A 12,632-nucleotide genomic window follows, 5' to 3' on the forward strand; every position below is an offset into this window, starting at 1 on the left:
CTTCTTTCTGGCTCAGGGTTGGCTCTCGGCGTCGGCCGCGAGCTTGATCTTGGGGTTGCGGGGGCCACCGGGCACGATGACGCCCATGGACACGATGTAGGTGAGGGCTTCGTCCACGCTCATGGCCAGCTCCACGCAGTCGCGAGCGCGCAGCAGCACGAAGTACCCGCCCGTGGGGTTGGGGGTGGTGGGCACGTAGACGCTCAGGAACTCGTCCTCGGGCGTGCCGGGCCGGGCCTGAAGCTGATCGAGCAGGTCGCCCTGCGGCGAGCCGGTGAGGAAGGCGATGGTCCACATGCCCTCGTGCGGCCACTGCACCAGCAGCGCCTTGCGAAAGGCGTTGCCTTTCTCGGAGAACAGGGTGTCGGACACCTGCTTCACGCCCGAGTAGATGGAGCGCACCACCGGGATACGGTGCAGCAGCGCATGCCACCAGTGCACGAGCTTGTTGCCGATGATGTTGGAGGCCAGCGCGCCGATGGACAGCACGATGACCAGCGCGAACAGCACGCCCAGCCCGGGCACATGCACGCCCAGCCAGGCGTCGGGGCGCCAGGACGTGGGCAGGATGTTCAGGGTCTGGTCGAGGGTGCCGACCACCCAGTCGAGCACCCAGAGGGTGACGATGAGCGGCACCAGGACCAAGAGTCCCGCGAACAGCCACTTGCGCAAGGCGGTCATCCGGGGCCGATCAGGCGGTGGGTGTGGACGGCGCGGCTGCAGCCGGCGCCGGCGCGGGGGCTGGCGCGGCGGCAGCGGGTGCGGACGCCGCTTCAGGCTTGGCGCCCGCGGCCGGCGCGGCGTTGGACGCGCCATCGGCCGGCTTGCTCTCGCCCGGGGCCGACGCCACGCCCGAGTTGGCGCCCGCGCCGTCGCCGCCGCGGAAGTCGGTCACGTACCAGCCCGAGCCCTTGAGCTGGAAGCCGGCCGCGGTGAGCTGCTTGCGGAAGGTGTCGGCACCGCAGGCCGGGCAGGTGCTCAGCGGCGCGTCGGAGATCTTCTGGAGCACGTCCTTGGCGTGGCCACAGGACTCGCACTTGTAAGCGTAGATAGGCATGGCGGGAACTGGTTCGGGGGCGCTGACGCGAAAGCCGGCGTATGGACCGGCCGGCCGGACAAAGCCCGCGATTATAAATTCCGGGGGTATTCCCCGGCGCGGGCGCAACGGCTCACCACAGGCGCACGCGCAGCAACACCTGGGTGACGATCAGCCCCAGCGCGAAGCCGATGCCGCCGTAGATGATGCCCTGCAGCAGCCGGTTGGTGCGGCGCTGCTCGGCCAGCAGCACGTCGAGTTCCTGGCGCAGCTCGTTCGGGCGGTGCCGCAGGTAGTCGTGAAGCAGGCGCGGCAGCGCGGGCAGCAGCTTGGCGTACTGCGGCGCCTCGGCCTTGAGCTGGGCCAGCAGCTTCTGCGGCCCGAGCTGTTCCAGCATCCACTTCTCCAGGAAGGGTTTGGCGGTGGCCCAGAGGTCCAGCTCGGGGTCGAGCTCGCGGCCCAGGCCTTCGATGTTGAGCAGCGTCTTCTGCAGCAGCACCAACTGGGGCTGGATCTCGACGTGAAAGCGCCGCGAGGTCTGGAACAGGCGCATGAGCACCATGCCGAGCGAGATTTCCTTCAGTGGGCGGTCGAAGTACGGCTCACAGACCGCGCGGATCGAGGACTCGAGCTCGTCCACCCGCGTCCCGGGCGGCACCCAGCCCGATTCGATGTGCAACTCGGCCACGCGCCGGTAGTCGCGGCGGAAGAAGGCCGTGAAGTTCTGCGCCAGGTATTCCTTGTCGTACTCGGTCAGGGTGCCGACGATGCCGAAGTCGAGCGAGATGTAGCGGCCGAAGGTGGCGGGCGCGACACTGACCTGGATGTTGCCCGGGTGCATGTCGGCATGGAAGAAGCCGTCGCGAAACACCTGGGTGAAGAAGATGGTGACACCATCGCGCGCCAGGCGCGGAATGTCCACGCCCAGGCGGCGCAGCTCCTCGGTGCGGCTGATGGGCACGCCGTCCATGCGCTCCATCACCATCACGTCGTTGCGGCACCAGTCCCAGATCATCTCGGGGATGAGCACGAGGTCCAGCCCGGCCATGTTGCGGCGCAGTTGGGCGGCGTTGGAGGCCTCGCGCAGCAGGTCGAGCTCGTCGTGCAGGTACTTGTCGAACTCGGCCACCACCTCGCGCGGCTTGAGGCGCCGGCCATCGGCCGACAGGCGCTCGAGCCAGCCGGCCATCAGGCGCATGAGGGCCAGGTCCTTCTCGATGACCGGCAGCATGTTCGGCCGCAGCACCTTGACGGCGACCTCGCGGCCGGCGTCGCGCCCGCCACGCAGGGTGGCGAAGTGCACCTGGGCGATGGAGGCGCTGGCCACGGGCTCGCGCTCGAAGCGGCTGAACACCTCGTCGAGCTTCCTGCCGAAGGCGCGCTCGATGGTGGCGACGGCGACCTCGCTCGGGAACGGCGGCACGCGGTCCTGCAGGCGGGCGAGTTCGTCGGCGATGTCGGGGGGCAGCAGGTCGCGCCGGGTGGACAGCACCTGACCGAACTTCACGAAGATGGGGCCCAGGCTTTCCAGCGCCTCGCGCAGGCGCTGGCCGCGCGGGCTGTCCAGGCGGCGGCCGGTGGAGACGATGCGCGTGAGCCGGCGGATCCAGGGGTGGTCGAAGCTGGAGAGCACGAGCTCGTCAAGCCCGTACCGCAGAACCACCCAGACGATGAAGCAGCCGCGCAGGATGCGGGTCATGCAGCCCCCCCGCCGGAACCGGGCGGGCGAGGCATGCGGGCCGCGAAGCCCTTGATCGCCTGCGCCGCCTGGCGCGCGAACCCGACCAGGGTGTGCGCGGCCGCGTCGCCCATCAGGCGGGAGAGGTCCTCCTCCACGTCCCAGCGCACGTTGTCCACCAGCCAGGCCACCTCGGCGGCGAACTGCACATCGCCCTGGATGTCCACGGCCGGCTTCTCGCCGGTGAGCACCCGCCGCGCCAGGTCGGCGGGCGAGGTCTGGGTGAGGCTGACGGTGAGCTCGGGCGTGTGCTGCGCGGGGTCGACCCGCTCCAGCAGGCCGGCGCGCGAGGGCGCCACGCAGAAGTGGAAGTCGCCCCACTGCACGCGCAGCGGTTTGCCGGCCTGGCGGCGCAGCCGTTCGGTGGCCGCGGGCTCCTGCTGCAGCACGTGGTTGAGGAAGAGCACCAGCTTGTTCTGCAACTCCTCGATCACCCAGCCGGGCGGGCGCAAGAGCTGAAGAATCGATCGCAGCGGATCGTTGGGCGCGCCGGGGGTGTCGCCAGCGCTTGCGCCAGAAGTGGAATCGGGTGGTACATGGGCCATGACCACCCGATTCTGACGGATAACGGCGCCGCGCCGACGCCGCAAAGGCTTACTGCAGGGCCTGCACGCCGGCCACCAGCCAGCCCCCCGGGCCGCTGCTGGGACGGGTGATGTTCCAGACCTCGCGGAAGGGGTTGGGGCCGGCCGAGGGTTCCTCGCGGATCAGGCCCGAGAACTCCACGCTGGCCATGTACTCGCCATCCAGTTCCTCGATGCCCAGCAGCTGCGCCTCCAGCATGACCACCTCGGTGTGGTGGGCCGCGCCGCCGCCACTGCGCTCGCGCTCGGCGAGCTGGCCCTTGATCTGCTCGAGCATCTCGTCGGTCATCATGGCGCGCAGGCTGGGAATGTCGGCCTTGTCCCAGGCCGCCTGCAGGTTCACGAAGTTGGTCTTGGAGGCCTTGAGGAAGCCATCGACGTCGAAGCCGGCGGGAATGCCCCAGGTCTGGCGGCCCAGCAGGGCCGAGCCGATCATGGAGCCGTGGCCGCTGTCGAGCGAGGCGGGCGCGCTGCGCTCCCAGGGACGGGCCGAGGCGTCGTTGCCGACGTTCTTGGGGCTGTAGCTGGCCGGCACGGCGGGCTCCAGGTCGAGCGGCGCGCGCGCCGTGGCACCGGCGCCTTGATACGCCAGGCCACCGCTGCGGTTCGCGGACGGCGCCGGCGCCTTGCGGCGCATCACCATGCCCACCACGGCCAGCACCACGAGGGCCAGCAGGGCAAACAGCAGGAACTGCGCGAAGGCCTCGCCGAAGCCCAGGGCCGAGGCCAGCCAGGCCAGGCCCAGGCCGGCGGCCAGGCCACCGAGCATGGCGCCCCAGGGGCGCTTGGGCGCGGCGGCCGCGGCGGGCGCGGTGGCCGGGCGTTGTTGCGCGGCGCTGTTCTGCGTGGGCGCGGGCGCCGCCTGCTGGGCCGGAGCCTGGTTGGGCGGGGTGGGCGCGGTGCTGCGCTGCGTCACGTTGCCGGACTGCTTGCCGATGGACAGGCCACCCCCCATGCGCTTGGCCATGACGTCGGCCGAGCCAACGGCCAGGGCGCAGGCCAGCAGAAAGGACCAGAGCTTGTGCTTGTTCATGTGATTTGCCTCCGATTGCAACGATTGCGCGTCCGACGGTGGGGCGAGCCCGCCCCGTTCAACACTTGATGCCCAGGTGCAGGGCGACGACGCCCCCCGTGAGGTTGTGCACGTCGACGTGTCCGAAGCCGACCCCCTTCATCATCTGCCTGAGGCTTTCCTGGTCCGGGTGCATGCGGATCGATTCGGCCAGGTAGCGGTAGCTCTCCGCGTCCCCGGCCACGAGCTGACCCAGTTTCGGCAGCACGTTGAACGAGTACCAGTCGTACGCCTTCTCCAGCGGTTTGGCCACGCGGGAAAACTCCAGAACGAGCAGCCGGCCACCGGGTTTGAGCGTCCGATGCATTTCGGCCAGCGCAAGTTCCTTGTGCGTCATGTTGCGCAGGCCGAAGGCCACGGAGACGATGTCGAAGCTGGCGTCCGCGAAGGGCAGCTTTTCGGCGTCGCACACCAGGGTGGGCAGCACCACGCCCGCGTCCAGCAGCCGGGTGCGGCCCTCGCGCAGCATGGCCTCGTTGATGTCGGTGTGCACCACGCGGCCCGTGGGGCCCACCTGGCGCGCGAAGGCCAGGGCCAGGTCGCCCGTGCCGCCGGCGATGTCGAGCACCTGCTGGCCGGGCTGGGCGTTGGCCACCGTGGTGGTGTAGCGCTTCCAGATGCGGTGCAGGCCGCCCGACATCAGGTCGTTCATGACGTCGTAGCGCGACGCGACGGAGTCGAACACGCCACGCACGCGCTGGGCCTTCTCGCCCTCGTCAACGGTCTTGAAGCCGAAATGGGTCTGTGCCATGGACGCCCTCGCCTTCAGTGGTGGCCGCAACCGTGGCCGCCCTGGGCCGGCATGGGGTCGTCACGCCCCGCGCCCGCCGCCTGCAGGCGGGCCTCGTAGTCGGCCCAGAGCTGCGCCTGCTGCGAGCCCAGGAAGTACAGATAGTCCCAGGAAAAGATGCCCGATTCGTGACCGTCGTCGAAGGTGGGCTGCACGGCGTAGTTGCCGATAGGCGCCAGGCCCACGATGCGCACCTCGCGCTTGCCGGTCTGCAGCACCTCCTGCCCGGGGCCGTGGCCCTGCACCTCGGCCGAGGGCGAGTACACGCGCATCAGCTCGAAGGGGATGCGAAAGCTCTGGCCGTCGGAGAACGAGACCTCGAGCACACGCGAGGCGCCGTGCAGGGTGATGTCCTGCGGGATGGGGGTGTTGCGGTCCAGTCCGGCCATGGTCTTGCCTCCGTTGTCAGACGAGAACGCGTTCGATGCCGCCGCGGTTGGCGCGTTCGACGTAGTCGGGCAGCCAGTTCTCGCCCAGGATGTGACGCGCCATCTCGACGACGATGTAGTCGGCCTCCAGCAGGCCGTTCTGCAGGTCGTCGCCATAGCGGCTGAGGCCCTGCAGGCAGCTCGGGCAACTGGTGAGGATCTTCACGTTGGCGTCGGCGGCCACGGCGCCGCTGGCGCGCAGCGCGGCCTCGCCCTTGCGGAGTTCCTCTTCCTTGCGGAAGCGCACCTGGGTGGACACGTCCGGCCGTGTGACGCCCAGCGTGCCCGACTCGCCGCAGCAGCGCTCGTTCTTGAGCACCTGCTCGCCCACCAGCGCCTTCACGGTCTTCATGGGGTCCTGCAGCTTCATGGGGCTGTGGCAGGGGTCGTGGTACAGGTAGGCCCCCTTGGATTCGAGGCGGATGCCCTTTTCCAGCAGGTACTCGTGGATGTCGACGATGCGGCAGCCCGGGAAGATCTTCTCGAATTCGTAGCCCTGGAGCTGGTCGTAGCAGGTGCCGCAACTCACCACCACGGTCTTGATGTCGAGGTAGTTGAGCGTGTTGGCCACGCGGTGGAACAGCACGCGGTTGTCGGTGATGATCTTCTCGGCCTTGTCGAACTGGCCCGAGCCGCGCTGCGGATAACCGCAGCACAGGTAGCCCGGCGGCAGCACGGTCTGCACGCCCGCGTGCCAGAGCATGGCCTGCGTGGCCAGGCCCACCTGGCTGAACAGGCGCTCCGAGCCGCAACCGGGGAAATAGAACACCGCTTCGGTCTCGGCCGTGGTGCCCTGGGGGTTTCGGATGATGGGAACGTAGTCCTTGTCCTCGATGTCGAGCAGCGCGCGCGCGGTCTTTTTCGGCAAGCCACCCGGCATCTTCTTGTTGATGAAGTGGATGACCTGTTCCTTCACCGGTGCCGGGCCCAGCGTGGCCGGCGGCGCGCTGGTCTGCTTGCGCGCCACGCGCTTGAGCAGGTCGTTGGCCAGGCGCTGGGCCTTGAAGCCCACGCCCACCATGGCGCCGCGCACGAACTTGATCGTCTCGGGGTTGGTGGCGTTGAGGAAGAACATGGCCGCGGCGTTGCCCGGGCGGAAGCTCTTCTGGCCCATCTTGCGCAGCAGGTTGCGCATGTTCATGGTCACGTCGCCGAAGTCGATCTTGACCGGGCACGGGGTGACGCACTTGTGGCACACCGTGCAGTGGTCGGCCACGTCCTCGAATTCCTGCCAGTGCTGGATGCTCACGCCGCGGCGCGTCTGTTCCTCGTACAGGAAGGCCTCGATCAGCAGCGAGGTGGCCAGGATCTTGTTGCGCGGGCTGTAGAGCAGGTTGGCGCGCGGCACGTGCGTGGCGCACACGGGTTTGCACTTGCCGCAGCGCAGGCAGTCCTTCACCGAATCGGCGATGGCGCCGATGTCGCTCTGCTGCATGATCAACGACTCGTGGCCCATGAGGCCGAAGCTGGGCGTGTAGGCGTGCGAGAGGTCGGCGAGGCGCGCGCCGTCCGTGGCGTCGCGCAGCAGCTTGCCCTTGTTGAATCGGCCCTCGGGGTCGACCCGGGCCTTGTAGTCGGCGAAGGGCCGAAGCTCCTCGTCGGTGAGGTATTCCAGCTTGGTGATGCCGATGCCGTGCTCGCCCGAGATCACGCCGTCCAGGCTGCGCGCCAGCACCATGATGCGGTCCACGGCCTCGTGCGCGGTCTGCAGCATCTCGTAGTCGTCGCTGTTCACCGGGATGTTGGTGTGCACGTTGCCGTCGCCCGCGTGCATGTGCAGGGCCACCCAGACGCGGCCCTTGAGCACGCGCTTGTGGATGGCGTTGCATTCGGCCAGCAGCGGGCCAAAGGCGGCGCCATTGAAGATCTGCTGCAGCGGGGCGCGGATCTGGGTCTTCCAGCTCGCGCGCAGGCTGTGGTCCTGCAACTGCGGGAACAGGCGGTCCACGTCGTGCAGCCAGCCGCCCCAGAGGGCGCGCACCTCGCGCACCAGGGCCAGGGCCTGCTGCACGCGGTCTTCCAGCAGCTCGGCGGTGGGGATCTCGCTGGCATCGTCGCCCTTGCCCAGGGGCAGGTTGCCGCGCTGGAAGAAGGCCTCCAGCTCATCGGCCAGGCGGATCTTGTTGCGCAGCGAGAGCTCGATGTTGATGCGCTCGATGCCCTCGGTGTACTCGCCCATGCGGGGCAGCGGGATCACCACGTCCTCGTTGATCTTGAAGGCGTTGGTGTGCTTGCTGATGGCCGCGGTGCGCTTGCGGTCGAGCCAGAATTTCTTGCGCGCCTCGGGGCTGATGGCGGTGAAGCCCTCGCCGTGGCGCGTGTTGGCGATGCGGATGACCTCGCTGGTGGCGCGGGCCACAGCGTCCGGGTCGTCGCCCACGATGTCGCCGATCAGCACCATCTTGGGCAGGCCGCCATTGCCCTTCTTGCTCTTGGTGGCGTAGCCAACGGCCTTGAGGTAGCGGTCGTCCAGGTGCTCCAGCCCGGCCAGCAGCACGCCCGAGCGCTTCTGCTCGGCGAACATGAAGTCCTTGATGTCCACGATGCTGGGCACGGCGTCCTTGGCGTTGCCGAAGAACTCCAGGCACACGGTGCGCGTGTGCTCGGGCATGCGGTGCACCACCCAGCGCGCGCTGGTGATGAGGCCGTCGCAGCCTTCCTTCTGGATGCCGGGCAGGCCGGCCAGAAACTTGTCCGTCACGTCCTTGCCCAGGCCTTCCTTGCGGAAGGTGCGGCCCGGGATGCTCAGGCGCTCGGTGCGCACCGATGTCTTGCCATCGGCCTCGAAATACTGCAGCTCGAAGGTGGCCGTCTCCACGTCATGGATCTTGCCCATGTTGTGGTCCAGGCGGGTCACTTCCAGCCACTGGGCGTCGGGCGTCACCATGCGCCAGCTGGCGAGGTTGTCCAGCGCCGTGCCCCACAGCACGGCCTTCTTGCCGCCCGCGTTCATGGCGATATTGCCGCCGATGCAGGATGCCTCGGCGCTCGTCGGGTCCACCGCAAACACAAAACCTGCGCGCTCGGCCGCGTCGGCTACGCGCTGGGTCACCACGCCGGCCTCGGTCCAGATGGTGCCCACCTCGCGGTCCAGGCCCGGCAGGCGGCGCAGTTCCACCTCGGTCATGGCTTCGAGCTTTTCGGTGTTGATGACCACGCTCTTCCAGGTCAGCGGAATCGCGCCGCCGGTGTAGCCGGTGCCGCCCCCGCGAGGGATGATGGTCAGGCCCAGCTCGATGCAGCCCTTGACCAGGCCGGCCATCTCGGCCTCGGTGTCGGGCGTGAGCACGACGAACGGATACTCCACGCGCCAGTCGGTCGCGTCGGTCACGTGGCTTACGCGCGAGAGGCCATCGAACTTGATGTTGTCCTTGGCCGTGAGGCGCCCCAGCGTCTTGCGAACCTGGCGGCGCAGCTGCGCCGCCTGCTCGAAGGTGGCGTTGAAATCGGCCACGGCACGGCGCGCGGCCACCACCAGCTCGCCCACCAGGCGGTCACGCCCGGCATCGTCGGCGGGGGTGCGGCGCTTTTCGATTTCGCCCAGGCGGTGGTTGAGCGCCTCCACCAGCAGCTTGCGGCGGTCGGGGTTGTCCAGCAGGTCGTCCTGCAGGTAGGGGTTGCGCTGCACCACCCAGATGTCGCCCAGCACTTCATAGAGCATGCGGGCGGAGCGGCCCGTGCGGCGTTCCTTGCGCAGCTGGTCCAGCACGTCCCAGGAGGCGGAGCCCAGCAGGCGGATCACGATCTCGCGGTCGGAGAACGAGGTGTAGTTGTACGGAATCTCGCGCAGACGCACAGGCTCGGCGGCCTGCGTCTGCAAGGCAGCCAACGCTATCGGAACATTCATGGGGATCTACCTGGGGTGGGCGCGTTGCGCCCTCGGGCCTTGGGGCCGGAATTTTATGCCACGCCCCTTGAATGCGCTGGCCCAGGCCCCGCGCTCCAGCCACCCCGAGGACATTGAATGCGAAATTTCAAGCTGAATTGGCCTGCAGCGCTTGATGGACAGGCGCAAGCAGCTATCGTTTCAGGAGCAACCTCAAAACAGCACCCGGCTGCGCAGTGTGCCGGGCACTTGCGCCAGCCGGTCCAGCGCCAGGTGGGACGAGGCGGCATCGGTGTCGATCACCACATAGCCGATCTTCTCGTTGGTCTGCAAGTACTGGGCCGCGATGTTCATCTGCAGGTCCGAGAAGACGCGGTTGATCTCGGACAGCACGCCCGGCACGTTGCGGTGGATGTGCAGGATGCGGTGCTTGCCGGGGTGGGCCGGCAGCGCCACCTCGGGGAAGTTGACCGACGAGGTGCTGGTGCCGTTGTCGCTGTACTTGACCAGCTTCTCGGCCACTTCGAGCCCGATGTTGGCCTGCGCCTCCAGGGTGGAGCCGCCGATGTGGGGCGTGAGGATCACGTTGTCCAGCCCGCGCAGGGGCGAGAGGAATTCGTCCTTGTTGCTCTTGGGCTCGACCGGGAACACGTCGATGGCCGCGCCCAGCAGCTTGCGGGCCTTGATGGCCTCGGCCAGCGGCTCGATTTCCACCACCGTGCCGCGCGCCGCGTTGATGAGGATGCCCCCAGGCTTCATGGCCGCGATCTCGGCCGCGCCGATCATCCACTGCGTGGAAGGCAGCTCGGGCACATGCAGGCTCACGATGTCGCTCTGGCCCAGCAGGTCGTGCAGGTGATGCACCTGCCGCGCGTTGCCGAGCGGCAGCTTGTTGACCACGTCGTAAAACGCCACGTGCATGCCCAAGGCCTCGGCCAGCACCGACAGCTGCGTGCCGATGGAGCCGTAGCCCACGATGCCCAGCGTCTTGCCGCGGATCTCATAGGCATTGTCAGCCGATTTCAGCCAGCCACCGCGGTGGGCCACGGCGTTCTTCTCGGGGATGCCACGCAGCAGCAGGATGGCCTCGGCCAGCACCAGTTCGGCCACCGAACGGGTGTTGGAGTACGGCGCGTTGAACACTGCAATGCCGCGCTCGCGCGCCGCGTTCAGGTCGACCTGGTTGGTGCCGATGCAGAAACATCCCACGGCCACCAGCTTGCTGGCATGGGCAAAAACCTCTTCGGTGAGTTGCGTGCGCGAGCGGATTCCGAGGAAATGCACATCGGCGATCTTGCGCTGGAGTTCCTCGCCTTCCAGCGCGCCGGACACGGTTTCGATCTGGGTGTAACCGGCCGCACGGATCACGTCCACCGCGGAGGAATGGATGCCTTCGAGCAGCAGGAATTTGATCTTGTTCTTGTCCAGCGAATTGGTGGCCATGGCAGATGAAAGGATGGTTGAAGAAGGAAAAGCAGCCGGCGCGCTGAAGCGCGAACGAACCGCACGGCAGGGATCGGCAAACGGGCGCTCAGCATGGTGCATTGCACAAAACCTTGCAAGCCTCGGCAAATGCGCCACACACTGTCACAAAAGGGTCACAATCCAGCCGCTTCAAGGGATTCTCAAGGGGTTTCCCGGTTGTTGCCCGCATCTGCCTCATGCGACAACGACATATCAATGTCACATCGGCTGCATAGCATCCGGCCGTTGTGCTTTTTGTCATCTTCGGAGGAAATATTCATGCAAACGAAGCATCTGGCGGTGAGTGCTGCCATTGCCCTGGCGGTCTGCGCACCGGCGCAAGCCCAGCAAGTGGAAATTCAATGGTGGCATTCGATGAGCGCAGCGCTGGGCGACTGGGTCAATGACCTCGCCAAGCAATACAACGCGAGCCAGACCAAGTACAAGGTGGTGCCCACCTACAAGGGCACGTACGACGAGTCCATGACGGGTGCCATTGCCGCATTCCGCGCAGGCAATGCCCCCCACATCCTGCAGGTTTTCGAAGTCGGCACCGCCACCATGATGGCCAGCAAGGGCGCCATCGTGCCCGCGGCCAAGGTGCTCAACGACGCAGGGTTCAAGTTCGATCCCACCGAATATGTGTCTGCCGTGGCCGGCTACTACACCGCCCCCAACGGCCAGATGCTGAGCTACCCGCTCAACAGCTCCACCACCGTGTTCTATTACAACAAGGACGCGTTCAAGAAGGCAGGCCTGGACCCCAACAAGGCCCCCAAGACCTGGCCGGAAGTGTTCGAGGCCGCCTCCAAGCTCAAGGCCAGCGGACACAGCTGCCCTTTCACCACCAGCTGGATCAGCTGGACGCAGCTGGAGAGCTTCTCGCTGTGGCACAACACGCTGTTCGCCTCCAAGAACAATGGCTTTGACGGAAACGACGCGCAGCTGCAGGTCAACTCGCCGCTGCACGTGCGCCACTTCGAGAACCTGGCCAAGGCTTCCAAGGAAGGCAGCTTCGTCTACAAGGGCCGCGGCAACGTGCCGGACGCCTCCTTCCCCTCGGGCGAGTGCGCGATGATGACGGGCTCCTCGGGCCTGTACGCCCGCGTGGCCAAGGAAGCCAAGTTTGCCTACGGCATCTCGGCCCTGCCCTACTACCCCGACGTGAAGGGCGCCCCGCAGAACACCGCCATCGGCGGCGCCAGCCTGTGGGTGATGGCCGGCAAGAAGGCCGACGAGTACAAAGGCGTGGCCGACTTCCTGAACTTCCTGAACGACACCAAGGTGCAGGCTGCCAGCCACCAGCGCACGGGCTATCTGCCCGTGACCACCGCTGCCTACAAGCTGACTGAGGCATCGGGCTTCTACGAGAAGAACCCCGGCACGGACGTGGCGGTGACGCAGATGATCCGCAAGACGACGGACAAGTCGCGCGGCATCCGGCTCGGCAACTTCGTGCAGATCCGCTCCATCATCGACGAGGAAACCGAGCAGATCTGGTCGGGCAAGAAGTCGCCCAAGGAAGCCCTGGACACTGCCGTGAGCCGTGGCAACGAGCAGCTGGTCCGCTTCGCCCGCGCCAACAAGTAAGCCATGCCAAGCCCCTGTTGACTGCGGCCCGGCCGTCCTGGCCGACCGCTGTCACCAGCCCGCCCCCCTCGCAAACCACCCGTGTTTTGCAGGCAGGCGGGGTG

The 12,632-nt window shown here is 67.4% G+C and carries 10 protein-coding genes; 1 reads left to right on the plus strand and 9 read right to left on the minus strand.

Annotation, left to right across the window (positions count from 1 at the left end):
* Positions 1 to 12 precede the first annotated feature (12 nt).
* The 9 genes from VLG41_RS16050 to serA all read right to left on the minus strand — a co-directional run bounded on the left by VLG41_RS16050 (position 13) and on the right by serA (position 10,917).
* The gene (locus VLG41_RS16050) at positions 13 to 681 is read right to left on the minus strand and encodes a DUF502 domain-containing protein (RefSeq protein WP_325350398.1); all 669 of its coding nucleotides are present in this window, start codon (positions 679 to 681) and stop codon (positions 13 to 15) included.
* 10 nt (positions 682 to 691) lie between these two features.
* Positions 692 to 1,057, minus strand: coding sequence for an FmdB family zinc ribbon protein (locus VLG41_RS16055; RefSeq protein WP_325350399.1), 366 nt, complete (start codon positions 1,055 to 1,057; stop codon positions 692 to 694).
* A gap of 112 nt (positions 1,058 to 1,169) precedes the next feature.
* The gene (ubiB, locus tag VLG41_RS16060; RefSeq protein ID WP_325350400.1) at positions 1,170 to 2,735 is read right to left on the minus strand and encodes a ubiquinone biosynthesis regulatory protein kinase UbiB; all 1,566 of its coding nucleotides are present in this window, start codon (positions 2,733 to 2,735) and stop codon (positions 1,170 to 1,172) included.
* Positions 2,732 to 3,319: a hypothetical protein gene (locus VLG41_RS16065; RefSeq protein ID WP_325350401.1), complete on the minus strand. Its 588-nt coding sequence runs from the start codon at positions 3,317 to 3,319 to the stop codon at positions 2,732 to 2,734. The genes ubiB and VLG41_RS16065 overlap by 4 nt, the downstream gene beginning before the upstream one ends.
* A gap of 49 nt (positions 3,320 to 3,368) precedes the next feature.
* Positions 3,369 to 4,391: a Tim44 domain-containing protein gene (locus VLG41_RS16070; RefSeq protein ID WP_325350402.1), complete on the minus strand. Its 1,023-nt coding sequence runs from the start codon at positions 4,389 to 4,391 to the stop codon at positions 3,369 to 3,371.
* A gap of 58 nt (positions 4,392 to 4,449) precedes the next feature.
* Positions 4,450 to 5,181 (minus strand): bifunctional demethylmenaquinone methyltransferase/2-methoxy-6-polyprenyl-1,4-benzoquinol methylase UbiE, encoded by a 732-nt coding sequence (ubiE, locus tag VLG41_RS16075; protein ID WP_325350403.1) that lies wholly within the window; start codon positions 5,179 to 5,181, stop codon positions 4,450 to 4,452.
* A 14-nt stretch (positions 5,182 to 5,195) separates the two neighbouring features.
* Positions 5,196 to 5,609 (minus strand): DUF971 domain-containing protein, encoded by a 414-nt coding sequence (locus tag VLG41_RS16080; RefSeq protein ID WP_325350404.1) that lies wholly within the window; start codon positions 5,607 to 5,609, stop codon positions 5,196 to 5,198.
* Between the two features lie 16 nt (positions 5,610 to 5,625).
* Positions 5,626 to 9,495, minus strand: coding sequence for an FAD/FMN-binding oxidoreductase (locus VLG41_RS16085; protein WP_325350405.1), 3,870 nt, complete (start codon positions 9,493 to 9,495; stop codon positions 5,626 to 5,628).
* Positions 9,496 to 9,687: 192 nt separating this feature from the next.
* On the minus strand, positions 9,688 to 10,917 hold the full coding sequence (gene serA / locus VLG41_RS16090; RefSeq protein ID WP_296018739.1) for a phosphoglycerate dehydrogenase: 1,230 nt from the start codon (positions 10,915 to 10,917) through the stop codon (positions 9,688 to 9,690).
* A gap of 300 nt (positions 10,918 to 11,217) precedes the next feature.
* Between serA and ugpB the strand changes: the two genes are divergently transcribed.
* On the plus strand, positions 11,218 to 12,528 hold the full coding sequence (gene ugpB / locus VLG41_RS16095; protein WP_325350406.1) for a sn-glycerol-3-phosphate ABC transporter substrate-binding protein UgpB: 1,311 nt from the start codon (positions 11,218 to 11,220) through the stop codon (positions 12,526 to 12,528).
* Positions 12,529 to 12,632 lie beyond the last annotated feature (104 nt).

Source organism: Hydrogenophaga sp., assembly GCF_035481345.1.
Lineage (GTDB): Bacteria > Pseudomonadota > Gammaproteobacteria > Burkholderiales > Burkholderiaceae_C > Hydrogenophaga.